This is a genomic window from Nonomuraea sp. B19D2 (assembly GCF_040137845.1).
Taxonomy (GTDB): Bacteria; Actinomycetota; Actinomycetes; order Streptosporangiales; family Streptosporangiaceae; genus Nonomuraea.
In genome coordinates this window covers 632,804-649,992 of sequence record NZ_JBEFAK010000001.1, presented here as the reverse complement: position 1 = coordinate 649,992, position 17,189 = coordinate 632,804, and the positions used below count along the sequence as shown (strand labels likewise).

Here is a 17,189-nt window from a genome sequence, read left to right as displayed (position 1 = left end):
GGGGAAGATCAGGCGGGGCCGGCTTTGTAGCCGACGCCGCGGACCGTCACCACGATCTCGGGGTGCTCGGGATCCTTCTCGATCTTGGCCCTGAGCCGCTGCACGTGCACGTTGACCAGCCGGGTGTCGGCCGCGTGGCGGTAGCCCCAGACCTGCTCGAGCAGGACCTCGCGGGTGAAGACCTGGCGCGGCTTGCGGGCCAGCGCCACCAGCAGGTCGAACTCCAGCGGCGTGAGGTTGATCGTCTCCTCGCCGCGCTTGACCGAGTGACCGGCCACGTCGATGGTGATGTCGCCGATCTGGAGGATCTCGGGGGTCGGCTCGTCGGTACGGCGAAGCCGCGCCCGCACCCTCGCGACGAGCTCCTTCGGCTTGAACGGCTTGACGATGTAGTCGTCGGCACCCGACTCGAGCCCGAGAACGACGTCGATCGTGTCGCTCTTGGCCGTGAGCATGACGATGGGAACCCCCGACTCCGCCCTGATCCTCCGCGCGACGTCGATGCCGTCGGCCCCCGGCAGCATCAGGTCGAGCAGGACCAGATCCGGGCGTGTATCCCGGAACGCGTCGAGGGCCTTGTCGCCGTCGGATACAAATGACGGCTCGAAGCCTTCCCCTCGCAGCACGATCCCCAGCATCTCGGCGAGAGCGGCGTCGTCATCGACGACCAGCACGCGACCTTTCATGGCCCCTCATTCGTTCTACGCATTGTGGGACATACCCGCACGACCGCTGAAGGTTACCCTTGGTCGGCCCATGAGTGTGACATGAGCCATGCAAAAGGCGAATTTTAGGTCCGCCCCCGCGACCGCTATCTCAGTCTGCGGTAACAGAGCAACTTTCGGCCATCCCTGGACGCGAACCTTGACCGGATTCGCCGTGGAATGCGGGCAAGATGAGGCGGCGAATCCACTCGGTGACACCAATGCCCCGTTCAGCGTGCCAGGATTGGGATATGTCAGACGGTCACGGTCCCCCGCCCGAGACGCCATCAGGCTGGTCGGCCGAACAGCCCCCGCCCTACAGCGCCCCGCCGGCCTCCCCGTGGACCGCGCCGGGCGCGCAGCAGCAGGCGCCCTATGGGCAGCCGTACGGCCAGCCCCCTCAGCAACAGCAGCCACTCGGACCGGGGCCCCAAACACCATATCCGCCCCATCCGCATCCTCAGCCCGGTTACGGCTACGGGCCTCCCCCGTCGGCGCTCAGGCCGGGCATCATCCCGCTGCGCCCGCTGAGGCTCGGCGACATACTCGACGGCACGATCAAGCTGATCCGGTCCAACCCCAAGGCCGTGCTCGGCCTGTCGGCCGTCGCCGCGCTGCTCGCCGCCGTGCCACTGGCCGTGGGGCAGGCGTTCCTGCTCAACTCCATGGGCGACGTCATGTCCGACCCGGGCAGCGCTGACAGCGCCTCCGCCGGCCTCGACAGCGTGTACGGCGTCATCGGCCAGTACGGCGGCACCCTGGTCTCGTACGCGGTCCAGTTCGTCGTGGTGACCCTGCTGACCGGCGTGCTGACCCGGATACTCGGCCGGGCCGTCTTCGGCGGCAAGCTCGACGCGGCCGAGGCGTGGCAGCTCGTCAAGGGCCGGGTGCCCGCGCTGTTCGGCGTCGTGGGGCTGATGGCCGTCATCATGATCGTGCCGTTGATCGTGTTCGCGCTGCTCATGGTGGCGCTCGCGATGAACGCCTCGAGCGGCAGCCTCGGCTGGCTGGCCGGGCTGACCATCCTGTTCATCGTCATGTACCTCGCCTACTGCCTGTTCTTCAGGACCCGCTTCGCGTTCGCCTCGCCCGCCGTGGTCCTGGAGGGGCGTGGGCCGATCGACGCCATGCGGCGCTCGTGGCACCTGGTGACCGGCGATTTCTGGCGGGTGTTCGGCATCCTGCTGCTCACGTCCCTGTTGGTCGGGCTCGTCGCCGGTGTCCTGTCGGTGCCCTTCACGATCGCGGGCACGCTGTTCGGCATGTTCGGCGCGGGCTCGGCGGCCACGACCGTCGTCTCGGCCGTGCTGATCGCGATCGGCGCCACGCTCGCGGCCATGCTCACCTATCCGTTCGAGGCCGGGGTCGCCGGCCTGCTCTACGCCGACCGGCGCATGCGTAGCGAGGCGTTCGACCTCGTGCTGCAGACGGCGGCCATCGAGCAGCAGCGTCAGGGGTGGGTGCACGAGTCCGCGGACGAGCTCTGGCACCCGTCCAACTCCGCCAGGTCGTGAGCATGCTCACTGCCGCCTCCGCGCTGCGGCTCGACACCCCGGTCGACCGGGAGGAGGCCGCGCGCAGGGCCGCGGAGGAGCTGCTCAAGCCTGCTTACGAGAAGGAGCCGCTGGTCGACCAGATCTACCGGCGGGTCATGCAGTTCCTCGGCGACCTGTTCGACGCGGCCACGGGCGGCGGCACCGCCGGAGGGATCATCGCCACCGTGTTGATCGTGCTGATCATCCTCGGGGTGATCGTGCTCATCTCGTGGGAGCTCCGCAAGACCGTGCGCAGGAACGCGCTCGTGGCGGGCGGGCTGTTCGGGGAGCGGGCCATGACGGCGGCCGAGCATCGGGCGGCGTCCGTAGGGCTGGCCGCCGAGGGACGCTGGACCGAGGCCATCCAGGAACGGCTCCGGGCCATCGCGCGCGACCTGGAGGAACGCGCGCTGGTGGACGGCATGCCCGGGCGCACCGCCGACGAGCTGGCCGCCGAGGCCGCCGTCTCGTTGCCCGGGTTCGCCACGGAGCTGGCCGCGGCGGCGCGGGCGTTCGACGACGTGACGTACGGCGGGGTGCCGGGGACGCGGGAGGTGTACGAGGTGATGTCGTCCCTGGACGACCGGCTCCGCCAGGCCCGCCCCGTCCCGCTCGCGACACCGGTTCCCGCCGGTGTGAGCACGGGGACCCCGATCGGCGCCGGCGCGGCGGGCGCGCCTGGAGGCCCGGTTGCCGGGGCGCCTGACCAGCCCGAGAACGGGGCGGGTGGGGCGGCATGAGCGTGACCACGCGGCCTCCGGACGCCGGCGGCGCGCCCACCCAGGCCGCCGGGTCCCGGCCGGCCTCCCCCACCGCCCGCTCCGCCTGGCACGGCGGCCGCATCATCGTGCTGCTCGGCGTGATCCTGGTCCTCGTCGCCATCGGAAGCGTCCTGCTCGGCCCCCAGCGGGGCCCGTCGCGCGCCCTGGACCCCGACGACACCTCCCTGGCGGGCTCCAAGGCGCTGGCCGAGGTGCTCAGGTCCAGGGGCGTCACGGTGGACCGGGTCGACTCCGTGCAGGCCGCCGCGGACAAGGCAGGAACGGGCCCGCGGCTGCTGCTGATCACGGACATGTCGTACTTCAACGAGTACGCCCTGTCCAGGATCCCGGGCGACCGGCTGATCGTCGGCGACCTGCCCGGCCTCGACGCCCTGGCCCCCGGCGTACGCACCGACCAGGGCCCGGCGCGCCCGCGCTCGCGCGAGCCGGAATGCGCGTTGCCCGCCGCGACGGCCGCGGGCAGCGCGTACATGGGCGGCACCGCCTTCACCGGACCGGCGGGAGCCACCGGCTGTTATCCGAGCCGCAAGGGTTACACGCTGGTCAGCTTCCCGAACGCGGGCGGCGTCACCACGGTCGTCGGCGACGGCGGCTTCATGACCAACCAGCGGCTGGCCGAGGACGGCAACGCCGCGCTCGCGCTCAACCTGATCGGCACCGGCAAGCCCGTGACCTGGCTCGTGCGCCCCGAGACCCCGCCGCCCATCGCGGAGGTGCCGGTCGAGCGGAGCAAGTCGATGTACGACCTGATGCCTGACAGCATCCGCTGGACGATCTACATGTCGCTCGTCGCCCTGGCCGTCACCGCGTTCTGGCGGGGCAGGCGGCTGGGTCCCGTGGTGACGGAGAAGCTGCCCGTGGTCGTGCGCGCGGCCGAGACCGTCGAGGGCCGTGGCCGGCTCTACCGGGCCAGGCGGGCCAGGCAGCGGGCGGCCGACTCGCTGCGCGCGGGCACGATCGACCGGCTAGCGCCCAGGCTGGGGCTGGCGTCGGGGGCGGGACAGCACGAGGTCGTCGCGGCGCTCGCCGCCCGCACGGGCCAGGACCCCCACCAGGTCGGCGCGGCACTGTACGGGCCGCCGCCGGTGGACGACGCCGGGCTCGTCGGGTTGGCCGGATACTTGGACTTCATCGAAAGGCAGGTCAGTGAACTCTGAGGAGACTTTCCGCGTCACGAGCTTGGGCGACTCGGCCAGAGAGGCGCTGGGCGCGCTGCGTGCCGAGGTGGCCAAGGCCGTGGTCGGCCAGGACGCGGTGGTGACGGGGCTGGTCATCGCGCTTCTGTGCAAGGGGCACGTGCTGCTCGAAGGCGTGCCGGGCGTGGCCAAGACGTTGATGGTGCGCACGTTGTCGGCGGCCCTGGCCATGGACTTCAAGCGGGTGCAGTTCACGCCGGACCTGATGCCGGGTGACGTGACCGGGTCGTTGATCTATGACGCGAAGACCGCGGAGTTCGAGTTCCGCGAGGGGCCGGTGTTCACGAACCTGCTGCTCGCCGACGAGATCAACCGCACCCCGCCGAAGACCCAGGCGGCGCTGCTCGAGGCGATGGAGGAGCGGCAGGTCAGCGTGGAGGGCACGGCGCGGCAGCTGCCCGACCCGTTCGTGGTGTGCGCGACGCAGAACCCCGTCGAGTACGAGGGCACCTACCAGCTGCCCGAGGCGCAGCTCGACCGGTTCCTGCTCAAGCTGACCGTGCCGCTGCCGCCGCGCGAGCAGGAGATCTCGGTGCTCGAACGGCACGCCCGCGGCTTCGACCCGCGCGACCTGACCGAGGTGAAGACCGTCGCCACGGCCGACGACCTCGCCCTCGGGCGGGAGGCCGTCTCCAAGGTGCACGTGGCGCCCGAGGTGCTCGGCTACATCGTGGACGTGGCCCGCGCCACCAGGAACTCCCCGTCGTTGCAGCTCGGCGTCTCGCCGCGTGGGGCGACGGCGCTGCTGGCGGCCTCGCGGGCGTGGGCGTGGCTGTCCGGGCGCCCGTACGTGACGCCTGACGACGTGAAGGCGCTGGCCAGGCCCGCCCTGCGGCACCGGATCCAGCTGAGGCCGGAGGCCGAGCTGGAGGGCGCGACCGCCGACGGCCTGCTCGACGGCATCCTCGCCTCGGTCCCGGTCCCGCGCTGATGGCTCTCACGGAACGCACTGGGATCGTGGTGGCGCGCTGATGGCTCTCACCGGACGTGCCGGGCTGATCGCGGCGATCGGGATCGTGGTGGTGCTGCTGGCGCCCCAGCCCGGGGCCGCGCTGGCCGGGGTCTGCCTGCTGCTGGCCGCCGCGATCGTCGTGGACCTGGTGTTCGCCGGCGCCGTGCGCCCGCTGAGGTTCCACCGTTCCGGCGACACGCTCGTACGGCTCGGCCAGCGGGCCACGGTCGAGCTGATCGTCGAGAACCCCGGCGCCAGGCGGGTACGCGGCGCGCTCAGGGACGCCTGGCCGCCCTCGGCGGGAGCCACCCCGCGCGTCGCCGAGCTGGACGTGCCCAAGGGCGAGCGCCGCAAGATCGTCGTGACGCTCGCCCCGACCAGGCGGGGCGACCGGTCGTCCGTGGCGGTGACCGTACGCTCGGTCGGGCCGCTGGGCCTGGCCGCCCGCCAGGGCAGCCACAAGGCGCCGTGGTCGGTACGCGTGCTGCCGCCGTTCCTGTCGCGCAAGCACCTGCCGTCCAGGCTGGCCAGGCTCCGCGAGCTGGACGGCCAGCACCCGGCGCTGGTGCGCGGCCAGGGGACGGAGTTCGACTCGCTGCGGGAGTACGTGGTGGGCGACGACGTGCGTTCCATCGACTGGCGGGCCACGGCACGCCGCCACGACGTCGTGGTACGCACCTGGCGACCGGAACGCGACCGCCGCGTGCTGATCGTGCTCGACACCGGCCGCACGTCGGCGGGCCGGGTGGGCGACGCGCCGATCCCCCTGGCGGGGGCCGCGCAGGGCGGCGGCGGGCTGCTGGTGAGGCCGAACCCGCGCCCCGCGCCCGGCTGGCCGCGGCTCGACTGGTCGATGGACGCGGCGCTGCTGCTGGCCGCGCTCGCCGCCCGCGCCGGTGACCAGGTGGACTTCCTCGCCTACGACCGGGCCGTGCGCGCCTGGGTGAGCGGAGCCTCGCGGACGGAGCTGCTGTCGTCGCTGGTCAACGTGATGGCGCCGATCGAGGCCGAGCTGATCGAGGCCGACTCGCAGGGCATGGTGGCGGCCATCCTGGCGCGGGCCAAACGGCGCTGCCTGGTCGTGCTGCTCACCGACCTCAACTCGGCGGCGCTGGACGAGGGGCTCATGCCGGTGCTCCCCCAGCTGTCCGCGCGCCACCTGGTGCTGGTGGCCGGGGTGTCGGATCCCCGGGTGGCGGCCATGGCGGGCCGCCGTGGGTCGGCCGAGGCGGTGTACGACGCGGCGGCGGCCGAGCACGCCCAGCTCGCACGCCGGCGCATCACGGCCCGGCTGCGGCGGCACGGCGTGGAGGTCGTGGACGCGCCCCCTGAGGACATCGCCCCCGCGCTGGCGGACGCGTACCTGGCGCTGAAAGCGGCGGGGCGGCTCTAGCCCCGCACGTCAGGCCGTCGGGGCGACGTCCGGGGCGTGTTCGATGTCGCCGGTCTCGTTCTGGCGGAGGGCGCGGCGGCCGAAGACGATCACGTATGCCAGGAACGCCACCTCGGCGAGCACGCCGATCCCGACGCGCGCCCACGTGGGCAGCCCGGACGGCGTGACGAACGCCTCGATCAGCCCCGACACGAACAGCACCACGACGAGCCCCAGCGCCACGCTCATCACCGCCCGGCCCTGCTCGGCCAGCACCTCCGTCCGGCGGCGCGGCCCGGGGTCGATGACCGCCCAGCCCAGGCGCATGCCCACGGCCGCCGCCAGGAACACGGCGGTCAGCTCGAGCAGCCCGTGCGGCATGATCAGGCCGAAGAAGATGTCTGCCTTGTCCCGGGAGGCCATGAGACCGCCCGAGACGGCGACGTTCTCGGCGTTCGCGTAGAGCATGTAGGGGATCGGCAGACCGAGCAGCACCGCGCAGATGATCATCAGCGCGGCGACCTCCGCGTTGTGCAGCCACACGTTGCTGGCGAAGGAGGCGGCGGGGTTCTCGGAGTAGTAGTCGGCGAAGTCGTGGTTGACGAGCTGCGTGATGTGCTCCGGCGAGGCGATCGACGCCTGCACCTCGGGATTCGCGGCGATCCATGCCCCCATCACCCACGCCACCACCGTGAACGCCACCGCGCTCGCCAGCCACCACCACCGGGCCCGATAGGCCACCACGGGGAACGACACCGTGAAGAAGCGCACCAGCTCCCGCCAGGCAGGCGTGTGCGCACCGGTCACCGCGGACCTGGCCCTGGCGACCAGCGCCGACAGCCGCCCGGTCAGCATCGGGTCCCCGGACGAGGAGCGCACGATGGACAGGTGCGTCGACACCCGCTGGTAGAGGTCCACCAGCTCGTCCACCTCGACACCTGTCAGCGACGAGCGGTACTTGATCAGATGGTCGAGCCGGTCCCACACGGGGCGGTGTGCTGTGATGAACGCGTCGATGTCCACCCGAACATTCTGGCCGCTCGATCCGGGCGACCTAGCCGTTAGGCTCCACATATGTCAGAGGTTGTGACCGGCGACGCGGTCGTCGTCGAAGTACGGGTGGCCCAGGCGCCCTCGCGCGCGGTGGCGATCATCATTGACATGATCGTCCAGTACGGCCTGCTGCAAGGCGCCTATTTGATCTTGGGTGCGTTCGCGGTCATCTCGGACTCGGCGATGTTCGGGGCCGTGATGACCGTGCTCGTGGCGCTGGTGCTGGTCGGCTACCCCGTGATCTTCGAGACCCTCTCCAGGGGCCGCAGCCTCGGCAAGCTGGCGCTCGGGCTCCGGGTGGTCGGCGACGACGGCAGCCCCGAGCGTTTCAGGCAGGCGCTGTTCAGGGGCGTGGCCGGGGTCATGGAGATCTGGTTTCTCTTCGGGGCGCCGGCGGTGATCTCGTCGCTGGTCTCGCAGCGGGGCAAGCGGCTCGGCGACATCTTCGCGGGCACCATCGTGATCTCCGAGCGGGCGCCGCGCGACACCGGGCAGTTCATCGTGATGCCGCCGCCGCTGGCGGCCTGGGCGGCCACGCTTGAGCTCTCCCAGCTCCCCGGCGAGGTGGCGCAGACCGCCAGGCAGTACCTGTCGCGATGGCACGACCTGTCGCCGCAGGTCCAGCACGAGATGGGGGTGCGGATCGCGACTCAGGTGGCGGCGTTCGTCTCGCCCGCGGCGCCGGCCGGGGTGCCGCCGCACGCGTACCTGAGCGCCGTGCTGGCCGAGCGCCGCAGGAGGGAGCAGGTACGCCTCGCGCAACGCGCCGGCAACGGCCTCCCACCTCAGGGCCCGCAGCCGCCGTACCAGCAGCCGGGGCCGTACCAGCAGCCGGGGCCCTACCCGCAGCCCCAGCCGAATCCCCAGGTCGGCGCGCCCTACCGGCCTCCGGCCGCACCCGCGCCGGAGCCGCCGAAGGCGACTCCGGGCGGGTTCGCGCCGCCCCAGTGAGGACGACGGTTCCGCGGGCGACCCGTCAGCCGTGCCACCCGTTCCGGTACGACTCCTGGGTCTGCACGTTCAGCCGGTCGGTACGGACACCCCTGGCGCTGTCCGTGAGCGGATCGTTGATCTTGATGACGTCGAGGCCCTCGTGGAAGTCGGCCCCGTAGATGTAGCCGTTGTAGTAGTACGCGGACCAGATGCCGCCGCCACCGCCCGCCGAGCGGGGACCGCGCTCGAAGTAGCCGATCTCCCTCGGGTGGGCCGCGTCGGTGAAGTCCCAGATCGAGAGCCCACCCATGTACCAGGCCTGGACCATGATGTCCCGGCCCTTGACGGGGATGAGCGAGCCGTTGTGCGCGACGCAGTTCTCGCTGTCGGCCTGGTAGCGCGGGATCTTGAAGTAGCTCTTGAACGTGAACTGCCCGTTCGAGATGTCATAGATCGCGTCCGCGCCCCGGTTCGGCCCGGTCGCCTCGTTGCAGGTGGCCCCACTGCCGCCGCCGAGCTCGTCGGTGAAGACGACCTTCCTGGCGTCGTTGCTGAAGGTCGCCGAGTGCCAGAACGCGAAGTTCGGGTCCGTGGTCCTCGCGGTCACCTTCGGGTTCAGCCGGTCCGAGATGTCGAACAGCACGCCGTCACCCATGCACGCGCCCGCCGCGATGTCCTTCTCCGCGTAGGCGGTGATGTCGTGGCAGCCGGTGGTCGGCAGCAGCAGGCCCGGCTGGGTCTCGTTGCCGCCGTCGGGGAAGACCACCGGGGTGGCCGCGACCGCGGCGGACGCCGGGTCCTTGAGCGGCACCTTGATGATCGAGATCTTGTCGTGCGGCGGCTGGCAGTCGGGGAAGCTCGCCGCCGGCAGGTAGGACGAGACGTAGATGTAGACGTTCTTGTACCGGTCGCGGCCCTTGCCCGGCACCAGGGTCAGGGTGTGGGAGCCGCAGTTGGTCTCGACCGACTTGATGTACTTCGGGCTGGCCTTGTCGGAGACGTCGAAGATGCGGATGCCCTCCCACGACTCCTTGACCGAGGCGGACTGGGAGGTGCTGCTGCACGAGTCGTTGTTGCGCGAGGAGTCGACGGCGGTGAACAGCAGGTTGCCGTAGACGCTGACGTCCATCTGGGCGCCGGGGCAGACGACGGAGCTGACGGGCTTGGCCTTCTTGGGGTCGCGGATGTCGTAGATCGAGAAGCCGCCGTAGTTGCCGACGTACGCGTAGTCGCCCTGGAACGCGATGTCGGTGTTGATCGTCCCGGCGATCGGGGCGGGCTTGGGGATGTTCAGCACGTGGGTCACGTTGGGGCTGTTGACCACGGTGTCGGGCGGCGGGACGTCGGCAGCCATGGCGGGCATTCCCGTCAGCGCCAACGCGACGGCCGCCGCGGCCACCACGAGGGCACGGCGCGGATTGGACACTCCGGAGCCTCCTTGATCGTGTGTCCGGGCATAAAAGAAGGCGGCGAGGACCCCGCCGGGGTCCTCGCCGCTTGACGGTCAGTGGCGGTGTTCGGGATACGACGCCTGGGTCTGCGCGTTCAGGGAGCGCATCCGCACGCCGTTCGCCCGGTTGGTACGCCAGTCGTTGATCTTCAGGACGTCCAGGCCCAGGTTGAAGTCGGACCCGTAGATGTAGCCGTTGTAGTAGTACGCCGACCAGAAGCCGCCGCTGAGCGCCGGCGCGGTGTTGTCGGGGCCGCGCTCGAAGAAGGCGATCTCCTGCGGGTGCGCCGAGTCGGTGAAGTCGACCACCGAGATGCCGCCCTGGTACCACGCCTGCACCATGATGTCGCGGCCCTTGACCGGGATCAGCGAGCCGTTGTGGGCCACGCAGTTCTCCGTGTCGGCCTGGTGACGCGCGATCTTGAAGTAGCTCCTGAACTGGAGCTGCCCGTTCACGATGTCGTAGTACGCGTTGGCGCCCCGGTTCGGGCCGATGGCCTCGTTGCAGGTGGCCCTGGAGCCGCCGCCGAGCTCGTCGGTGAAGATGACCTTCGTGCCCTCGTTGTTGAAGGTGGCCGAGTGCCAGAAGGCGAAGTTCGCCTCGTCGCGCACCTTGGCGGTGACCTTGGGCTGCTCGGGGTCGCGGATGTCGAGCAGGATGCCCTCGCCCATGCAGGCGCCCGCGGCGATCCCCTTCTCCGGGTAGGCCGTGATGTCGTGGCAGCCGCTGGTGGCGGACTTGCCGTCGGGGTACGGCAGCGGGACGCCGGGGTTGCCGCCGTCGGGGAAGAGGTTCGGCGTCGCGATCACGGTGGCGGCCGCCGGGTCACGCAGCGGCACCTTGATGATCGTGATCAGGTCGTGGGGCGGCTGGCAGTCGGGGAAGGTCGCGCTCGGGTTGTAGGACGAGATGTAGATGTAGACGTTCTCACGCCTGCGGTCGGGCACCAGCGTGTGCGTGTGGGAGCCGCAGTTCGTCTCGACCGACTTGATGTACTTCGGGCTGGCCTTGTCGGAGACGTCGAAGATGCGGATGCCCTCCCACGACTCCTTGACCGAGGCGGACTGGGAGGTGCTGCTGCACGAGTCGTTGTTGCGCGAGGAGTCGACGGAGCCGAACAGCAGGTTGCCGTAGATGGACATGTCCATCTGGCCGCCCGGGCAGACCACTGAGCTGACCAGGGAGGTCCGCTTCGGGTTCTTGATGTCGTAGATCGAGAAGCCGGAGTAGTTGCCCACATAGGCGTAGTCGCCCTGGAAAGCCATGTCCGTGTGGATGTCAGCCAGGGCTTCGGGCTTGGGCACGTTCGTGACGTGCTTGATGTTGGGGCTCATGACGATCTCGCCGGGAGCCGGGATGTCCGCGGCCTGTACCGGTAAGGTGACGCCGCCCAGCAGCGCAACCGCTGCCACCAGGGTGAGGGCCCTGCGGAGGGTGAACACTCGGGATCCTCCTATAAAGGGGGCATAAATCTACGTAATCCTCGCTTCTTCCACCTCCGCAAGCCAGCAGACAACTTGTCAATTTTTGTTCCGGTTCGCCCCCTTTAAATTTGTCCGGTTATAACCTAGAGTGCGCATTCTCGACCGAGTCAGTCAGGGAGGTTGGGTGCGCGCCGCGCTCATTGTTGTCATGGGCACGGTCGTTGCCCTCTCAGGCTGCAGCTCCCCGCCGCCGCAGGCCCCGCGCGCCGACTCGACCGCGCCGGTGATCGCTCCCGGCCGTCCCGGCGAGCAGGCCAAGACGCTCTCGCCGGGCGAGGCCGCCACCGCCGTGCCCTCGCCCACCGCCAACGCGGCCGACATCAAGTACGTCCAGGACATGATCGTCCATCACCGGCAGGCCCTGGACATGGCCCTGCTCGCGCCCAGCAGGGCGGACTCGGCCAAGCTGAAGAGCCTGGCCGACCGGATCAAGGCCGCCCAGGGCCCGGAGATCCAGTTCATGACGACGTGGCTGCGGGAGCAGGAGCAGGCGGCGCCCGACCACCACGCCGCACACGACGGCATGCCGGGAATGGCCACGCCCGAGCAGCTCGAGGCGCTGAAGGCGGCAAAGGGCAAGGACTTCGACCGGATGTTCCTTGAGCTCATGATCAACCACCATCTTGGTGCGATCAAGATGTCGGAGCAGGTGCTGACCAGCGGCTCCCACATCCGGGTCGAGGAGCTGGCCACCGACGTCAGCGTGACCCAGGCGGCCGAGATCCGCCGCATGCAGGAAATGCAGTCCGCCCTTTAGCCGCCCTTTGCGGCACGCTTGCGCGGCCAGCCGGCATCACAGCTTGCGGATGTTCTCCGCGACGTAATCGAAGCTGTCCTGCGACCGTTCGACGCAGTCGAACTCGACCTCGTCTCCTGCCTCCAGCTGCCGGTAGCCGCTTGCCACGATGTCGCTGAAGTGCGCGAACGCGTCGCGGCCAGACGGGAGTTCGGGGGAGGAGATCGCTCCCCAACCCCTGTCGGCCTTCCAGAACTTCACTGTGCCACGGGTCATGATCACATTATCCGGCACACATGGCTGACGCCGCTATGACGTCATAGATGACGTCATTTCGGCTTGAAATGACGCCATGACGATGGCACCATGACACCATGGACCTTGCGCCGTATGTCGCCCACCTCCGCCGCGAACTCGCGATCGCCGCCGGGGCAGGCGGCGAGGAAGCCCGCGCGCTGGCGGAACGTCTCGCCGCGACGCTCGAGTCGGCCACCCGGCTCGCGCTGCTGGAGGCCCTGTCCACCGCCGCGGACGAGATCACCCAGGACCTCGCACCGGGCTCGGTCGAGGTGCGCCTGCGCGGACGCGACCCCGACTTCGTCGTGACGCCACCGCCCAGCGCCCAGCCCTTCGAGGATGAAGGCGAGATCGAGCGGATCAAGCGGCCGCCTGCCCCGCCGCCACCCCCGGACGCCGACGAGGGCGGCACGTCCCGGATCTCGCTCCGGGTCCCCGAGCACCTCAAGCCTCGCATCGAGGAGGCGGCCACCCGGGACGGCCTGTCGGTCAACGCCTGGCTGGTCCGCGCCGTCTCCGCCGCGCTCGACCCGGGCGAGCCAGGCCGCGGCGCCGGCCGCCGCCCGGCCGCGCAGAGCGGCAACCGCTACAGCGGCTGGGTGCGCTGATGACCACGCCAACACATGAGGAGGGGTACGCCATGCCGACCTTCGACACCCCAGAGCCCATCCTCGCCATCATCGACATGGCGGCCGCCAACGTCAGGATCGACGCGAGCGACCGCACGGACACCGTCGTGGAGGTCCGCCCGAGCGATGAGTTCAACGACGCCGACGTGCAGGCCGCCCGGCACACCCAGATCGAGTACGCCGACGGCAGGCTCCTGGTGCGGACGGACGAGGAGCAAACCGGCTCGGCGTCCGGCTGGGGCCTGTCGCTCGACAGGCTCATCGAGTCGCCCAAGGACTGGGCGCGCTCGCTGCTGCTCGGCCCCGGCTCGGTGGACGTGACGGTCAGCCTGCCGGCGGGCTCCCGCCTCGATGCCAAGACGGAGGCGAGCCTGCGCTGCCGGGGTCCGCTCGGCGAGGTGAGCTTCACCACCTCCTACGGCGGCATCCGGATCGAGCAGGCCGGGCGGCTACGGCTGAAGAGCACCTACGGCGACATCTCCGTCACCCGCTCGACCGGGCACGCCGAAATCATCGGGAGCCACGGCGACATCCGCATCGGCGAGATCGACGGCACGGCCGCGGTCAAGACCGCCCACGGCGACGTCCGCCTCGGCAAGGTGACCGGTGAGCTGCGGCTGCACTCCTCCCACGGCGACATCGACGTCGATCGTGCCCTGGCCGGCGTCGTCGCCAAGACGGCGTACGGCAGCGTGCGGATCGGCGAGGTGGTGTCCGGCTCGGTCTCCATGGAGACCACCGGCGGCGGACTGGAGCTCGGGATCCCCGAGGGCACCGCCGCCTGGCTGGACGTGAGCTCGAAGTACGGCACCGTGGGCGTCTCCCTCGACTCCAGCGACGGCCCCGGCCAGTCGGATCAGGTCATCGAGGTGCGGGCCTACACCACCCACGGCGACATCGTCATCCATCGTTCCTGACCAAAAGGAGATTGTGATGCCAGACGCGATCATGGCCGAGGGCCTGGTCAAGAAGTACGGCAACGTGACCGCCCTCGACGGGATGGAGCTGAACGTCCCGGAGGGGACGGTGTTCGGGCTGCTCGGCCCGAACGGCGCCGGCAAGACCACCACCGTGCGGATCCTGACCACGTTACTGAAGCCGGACGCCGGGCACGCCCGGGTGGCCGGGTTCGACGTCGTCCGCGACGCCCCCAGGTTGCGCGCCCACATCGGCGCCTCAGGCCAGTACGCCGCCGTCGACGACCACCTCACCGGCGCCGAGAACCTGGAAATGGTCGGCCGCCTCTATCACCTGGGCGCCAGGCGCGCCAGGCAGCGCGCCCGCGACCTGCTGGAGCGCTTCGACCTGACGGAGGCGGCCGGCCGCCCGGTGCAGGGTTACTCCGGCGGCATGCGGCGCCGGCTCGACCTGGCCGGCGCGCTGGTCGCCAACCCGCCCGTGCTGTTCCTCGACGAACCCACCACCGGCCTGGATCCGCGGGCCCGCGCGGGCCTGTGGGACGTCATCGGCGAGCTCGTCGCCGACGGCACGACCGTGCTGCTGACCACGCAGTACATGGAGGAGGCCGACTGGCTCGCCGACCGCATCGCGGTGGTCGACCACGGGCACGTGATCGCACTGGGTACCGCCGACGAGCTGAAGGACCAGGTCGGCGGCGACCGCATCGAGCTGTCGGTCACGAGCTCGGCTGACTTGCAGACCGCCTCGCGGGCGCTGGCGCCGCTGGCCGTCGGCGACATGCGGCTCGACACCACCACCTTCCGGATGACGATCCCGGTCACGGGCGGCGCAGCCGCGCTGACCAGCGCACTCGGCCACCTGGCCGCCGAGCGCATCACCGTACGCGATGCCGGCCTGCGCCGGCCGACCCTGGACGACGTGTTCCTGAGCCTCACGGGACACCAGGCCGACGAGAAGGTCAAGGAGACCGCCCGATGAACGCCCTGCAGATCGCCGTCGCCGACGGCGTGACGATCGCCAAGCGCAACGCCCTGAAGATCCGGCGAGCCCCCGACCTGCTGGGCGGCGTGGTCATGCTCCCGATCGTGTTCGTCTTACTGTTCACCTACGTCTTCGGCAGCATGATCAGCCTGCCGGGCATGTCGTACGGGGAATACCTGCTCCCCGGGATCTTCGTCATGACGATCGTCACGAGCGCCCAGATCACCGGCTACACCCTGACGCAGGACCTGCAGAAGGGCATCTTCGACCGGTTCCGCACGCTGCCCATGTCCCCCTCCGCGGTGCTGACCGGCCAGACCGTCAGCGATGTGATCACCAACCTGACCAGCATCGTCACGATGGCGCTCGTCGGGCTGCTCGTCGGATGGCGCATCCGCACCTCGCCGTGGGAGGCCGCCCTGGGGTTCCTGATGCTGCTGCTGTTCGCGTACGCCTTCTCTTGGGTGACGGCGACGGTCGCGCTGGCTCTGCGCACCCCTGAGGTCTTCAACAACGTGGCCACGATCATGTCGTTCCCGCTGGTCTTCCCGTCCAACGCCTTCGCCGACAGCACGCGCCTGCCCGGGCCGCTCAAGCCGATCGCCGAATGGAACCCGGTCTCCACACTCGCTCAGGCCGCACGCGAACTGTTCGGCAACACCAGCCCGGCCATCCCCACACCCAGCGCCTGGCCGCTGCAGCACGCGGTGCCGTTGTCGTTCCTGTGGTCGGTCGTGCTCCTGGCCGTGTTCGCACCGCTGGCCACGCGGCTGTACAAGAGAGCCGTCAGTCAATGAAGATCGACAGAGCTCCGGCTCGGGCAGCACCACGATCATGCTGCCCGCCGGCGCGGGCGCACGTGATCCAGCGCCCGCCACGAGTTCAGGTGGATCAACCGCGCCGGTCAGGAGCCGACGCGCCAGGAGTGCAGGTAGTCCTCCTGCTCAGGGGTGAGCACGTCGATGCCGATGCCGGCGGCGGCCAGCTTGAGCCGGGCCACCTCGTGGTCGATCTCCTCAGGGACGTCGTAGACGCCGGGCTCCAGGCGGGAGCGCTCGCCGGCCAGCCAGGCCACGGCAAGGGCTTGCGCGGAGAACGACATGTCCATGACGGCCGCGGGATGCCCCTCAGCCGCGGTGAGGTTGACCAGCCGCCCCTCGGCGAGCAGCAGCAGCCGCCGGCCGTCGGGCATGACGTACTCGTCGGTGTTGGGCCGCACCCCGCGGTGCACTTCCGCGGACATCTCGTCCAGCGCCCGCACGTCGATCTCCACGTCGAAGTGCCCGGCGTTGGCCAGGATCGCGCCGTCCTTCATGGCCGACAGGTGCTCGGCCCTGATCACGTCGCGGTTGCCCGTCACGGTGACGAACAGGTCGCCGACCATCGCCGCCTGCGCCATGGGCCGTACCTCATAGCCCTGCAGGGTCGCGTCGAGCGCCTTCACGGCGTCGATCTCGGTCACGATCACCCGCGCCCCGAACCCCTTGGCCCGCTCGGCCACGCCTCGCCCGCAGAACCCGAACCCGGCCACGACGACCGTGCGGCCGGCGAGCATGGTGTTGGTGGCGCGCATGATGCCGTCGAGCGTGGACTGCCCGGTGCCGTAACGGTTGTCGAACATGCGCTTGGTACGCGTGTCGTTCACGGCCACCATGGGGAACCTCAACGCGCCCTCGGCGGCCATCTGGCGCAGCCTGATGATCCCGGTGGTGGTCTCCTCGCAGCCGCCGCTGACGCGTTCGAGCAGGTCAGTACGCTCGGTGTGGAGGATGTTCACCAGATCGCACCCGTCGTCGAGCACGAGATCGGGCTCGAGATCGAGCGCCTGGTGAATGTGCCGGTAGTAGGTGGCCCGATCGACGCCCGCGCGCGCGTGCACGCCGATCCCGTACATCCGCAGCGCCTCGGCCACGTTGTCCTGAGTGGACAGGGGGTTGGAGGCGGCAAGCGCGATCTCGGCCCCTCCGGCCTTCAACGCCCCCATCAAAACGGCCGTCTCGGCGGTGACGTGCAGGCAGGCAGCGATCTTCAACCCGTCCAGCGGCCGCTCGAGCCCGAACCGCTCTCCGATCGCCGTCAGCACCGGCATCGAACGAGCGGCCCAGGAGATCTGCCGCTCGCCACTTTCCCAGAGATCCATGCCAGCCCTTTGAGCGAAGAAGA

Annotated in this window: 17 protein-coding genes; 11 read left to right on the top strand and 6 right to left on the bottom strand. The window is 70.2% G+C overall.

The annotated features are described in order from the left end of the window. Positions 1 to 8: 8 nt before the first annotated feature. Positions 9 to 686, bottom strand: coding sequence for an MtrAB system response regulator MtrA (mtrA, locus tag ABN273_RS03185; RefSeq protein WP_043620615.1), 678 nt, complete (start codon positions 684 to 686; stop codon positions 9 to 11). 269 nt (positions 687 to 955) lie between these two features. On the opposite strand from mtrA, the gene ABN273_RS03180 reads away from it, so the two are divergent. The 5 genes from ABN273_RS03180 to ABN273_RS03160 are packed head-to-tail and all read left to right on the top strand — an operon-like array spanning position 956 to position 6,562. Then, positions 956 to 2,218 (top strand): DUF7847 domain-containing protein, encoded by a 1,263-nt coding sequence (locus tag ABN273_RS03180; RefSeq protein WP_349447064.1) that lies wholly within the window; start codon positions 956 to 958, stop codon positions 2,216 to 2,218. 2 nt (positions 2,219 to 2,220) lie between these two features. Further along, entirely contained in the window at positions 2,221 to 2,979 is a 759-nt protein-coding gene (locus tag ABN273_RS03175; RefSeq protein WP_349447063.1) for a DUF4129 domain-containing protein, read from the top strand. Further along, a complete protein-coding gene (locus tag ABN273_RS03170) occupies positions 2,976 to 4,178 on the top strand; it encodes a DUF4350 domain-containing protein (RefSeq protein WP_349447062.1) in 1,203 nt (400 codons plus the stop codon). The genes ABN273_RS03175 and ABN273_RS03170 overlap by 4 nt, the downstream gene beginning before the upstream one ends. Then, positions 4,168 to 5,148 (top strand): AAA family ATPase, encoded by a 981-nt coding sequence (locus ABN273_RS03165; RefSeq protein ID WP_349447061.1) that lies wholly within the window; start codon positions 4,168 to 4,170, stop codon positions 5,146 to 5,148. The genes ABN273_RS03170 and ABN273_RS03165 overlap by 11 nt, the downstream gene beginning before the upstream one ends. A 40-nt stretch (positions 5,149 to 5,188) precedes the next feature. Continuing rightward, positions 5,189 to 6,562 (top strand): DUF58 domain-containing protein, encoded by a 1,374-nt coding sequence (locus ABN273_RS03160; RefSeq protein ID WP_349447060.1) that lies wholly within the window; start codon positions 5,189 to 5,191, stop codon positions 6,560 to 6,562. A 9-nt stretch (positions 6,563 to 6,571) separates the two neighbouring features. On the opposite strand, the gene ABN273_RS03155 is transcribed toward ABN273_RS03160, so the two are convergent. Beyond that, complete coding sequence (locus ABN273_RS03155) at positions 6,572 to 7,564, bottom strand: stage II sporulation protein M (RefSeq protein WP_349447059.1); 993 nt, start codon at positions 7,562 to 7,564, stop codon at positions 6,572 to 6,574. Between the two features lie 51 nt (positions 7,565 to 7,615). On the opposite strand from ABN273_RS03155, the gene ABN273_RS03150 reads away from it, so the two are divergent. Continuing rightward, the gene (locus tag ABN273_RS03150) at positions 7,616 to 8,545 is read left to right on the top strand and encodes an RDD family protein (RefSeq protein WP_349447058.1); all 930 of its coding nucleotides are present in this window, start codon (positions 7,616 to 7,618) and stop codon (positions 8,543 to 8,545) included. 25 nt (positions 8,546 to 8,570) lie between these two features. Here ABN273_RS03150 and ABN273_RS03145 read toward each other — a convergent pair whose 3' ends face one another. Together ABN273_RS03145 and ABN273_RS03140 are read right to left on the bottom strand one after the other, a co-directional pair. Then, on the bottom strand, positions 8,571 to 9,953 hold the full coding sequence (locus ABN273_RS03145; protein WP_349447057.1) for an LVIVD repeat-containing protein: 1,383 nt from the start codon (positions 9,951 to 9,953) through the stop codon (positions 8,571 to 8,573). A gap of 78 nt (positions 9,954 to 10,031) precedes the next feature. Beyond that, positions 10,032 to 11,420: an LVIVD repeat-containing protein gene (locus ABN273_RS03140; RefSeq protein WP_349447056.1), complete on the bottom strand. Its 1,389-nt coding sequence runs from the start codon at positions 11,418 to 11,420 to the stop codon at positions 10,032 to 10,034. Positions 11,421 to 11,586: 166 nt separating this feature from the next. On the opposite strand from ABN273_RS03140, the gene ABN273_RS03135 reads away from it, so the two are divergent. After that, positions 11,587 to 12,219 (top strand): DUF305 domain-containing protein, encoded by a 633-nt coding sequence (locus tag ABN273_RS03135; protein ID WP_349447055.1) that lies wholly within the window; start codon positions 11,587 to 11,589, stop codon positions 12,217 to 12,219. Positions 12,220 to 12,255: 36 nt separating this feature from the next. Here ABN273_RS03135 and ABN273_RS03130 read toward each other — a convergent pair whose 3' ends face one another. Then, a complete protein-coding gene (locus ABN273_RS03130) occupies positions 12,256 to 12,474 on the bottom strand; it encodes a cold-shock protein (RefSeq protein WP_349447054.1) in 219 nt (72 codons plus the stop codon). A gap of 98 nt (positions 12,475 to 12,572) precedes the next feature. Between ABN273_RS03130 and ABN273_RS03125 the strand changes: the two genes are divergently transcribed. From ABN273_RS03125 to ABN273_RS03110, 4 genes are read left to right on the top strand one after another with little or no spacing between them, the layout of a single operon-like run. Next, positions 12,573 to 13,103: a hypothetical protein gene (locus ABN273_RS03125; RefSeq protein WP_349447053.1), complete on the top strand. Its 531-nt coding sequence runs from the start codon at positions 12,573 to 12,575 to the stop codon at positions 13,101 to 13,103. Continuing rightward, positions 13,103 to 14,041, top strand: a complete 939-nt coding sequence (locus tag ABN273_RS03120) for a DUF4097 family beta strand repeat-containing protein (protein ID WP_349447052.1) — start codon at positions 13,103 to 13,105, stop codon at positions 14,039 to 14,041. Before ABN273_RS03125 ends, ABN273_RS03120 begins: the two co-directional genes overlap by 1 nt. A 16-nt stretch (positions 14,042 to 14,057) precedes the next feature. After that, positions 14,058 to 15,023, top strand: a complete 966-nt coding sequence (locus ABN273_RS03115) for an ATP-binding cassette domain-containing protein (RefSeq protein WP_349447051.1) — start codon at positions 14,058 to 14,060, stop codon at positions 15,021 to 15,023. Then, positions 15,020 to 15,823 (top strand): ABC transporter permease, encoded by an 804-nt coding sequence (locus ABN273_RS03110; protein WP_349447050.1) that lies wholly within the window; start codon positions 15,020 to 15,022, stop codon positions 15,821 to 15,823. The genes ABN273_RS03115 and ABN273_RS03110 overlap by 4 nt, the downstream gene beginning before the upstream one ends. Positions 15,824 to 15,930: 107 nt before the next feature. On the opposite strand, the gene ABN273_RS03105 is transcribed toward ABN273_RS03110, so the two are convergent. Then, positions 15,931 to 17,166 (bottom strand): adenosylhomocysteinase, encoded by a 1,236-nt coding sequence (locus ABN273_RS03105; protein ID WP_349447049.1) that lies wholly within the window; start codon positions 17,164 to 17,166, stop codon positions 15,931 to 15,933. Between the last annotated feature and the right edge of the window lie 23 nt (positions 17,167 to 17,189).

Bases quoted from the DNA above. Each gene is read 5' to 3' on its own strand.
- mtrA (WP_043620615.1), bottom strand. From the start codon at position 686: ATGAAAGGTCGCGTGCTGGTCGTCGATGACGACGCCGCTCTCGCCGAG.
- ABN273_RS03180 (WP_349447064.1), top strand. From the start codon at position 956: ATGTCAGACGGTCACGGTCCCCCGCCCGAGACGCCATCAGGCTGGTCG.
- ABN273_RS03175 (WP_349447063.1), top strand. From the start codon at position 2,221: ATGCTCACTGCCGCCTCCGCGCTGCGGCTCGACACCCCGGTCGACCGG.
- ABN273_RS03170 (WP_349447062.1), top strand. From the start codon at position 2,976: ATGAGCGTGACCACGCGGCCTCCGGACGCCGGCGGCGCGCCCACCCAG.
- ABN273_RS03160 (WP_349447060.1), top strand. From the start codon at position 5,189: ATGGCTCTCACCGGACGTGCCGGGCTGATCGCGGCGATCGGGATCGTG.
- ABN273_RS03150 (WP_349447058.1), top strand. From the start codon at position 7,616: ATGTCAGAGGTTGTGACCGGCGACGCGGTCGTCGTCGAAGTACGGGTG.
- ABN273_RS03130 (WP_349447054.1), bottom strand. From the start codon at position 12,474: ATGACCCGTGGCACAGTGAAGTTCTGGAAGGCCGACAGGGGTTGGGGA.
- ABN273_RS03125 (WP_349447053.1), top strand. From the start codon at position 12,573: ATGGACCTTGCGCCGTATGTCGCCCACCTCCGCCGCGAACTCGCGATC.
- ABN273_RS03120 (WP_349447052.1), top strand. From the start codon at position 13,103: ATGACCACGCCAACACATGAGGAGGGGTACGCCATGCCGACCTTCGAC.
- ABN273_RS03115 (WP_349447051.1), top strand. From the start codon at position 14,058: ATGCCAGACGCGATCATGGCCGAGGGCCTGGTCAAGAAGTACGGCAAC.
- ABN273_RS03110 (WP_349447050.1), top strand. From the start codon at position 15,020: ATGAACGCCCTGCAGATCGCCGTCGCCGACGGCGTGACGATCGCCAAG.
- ABN273_RS03105 (WP_349447049.1), bottom strand. From the start codon at position 17,166: ATGGATCTCTGGGAAAGTGGCGAGCGGCAGATCTCCTGGGCCGCTCGT.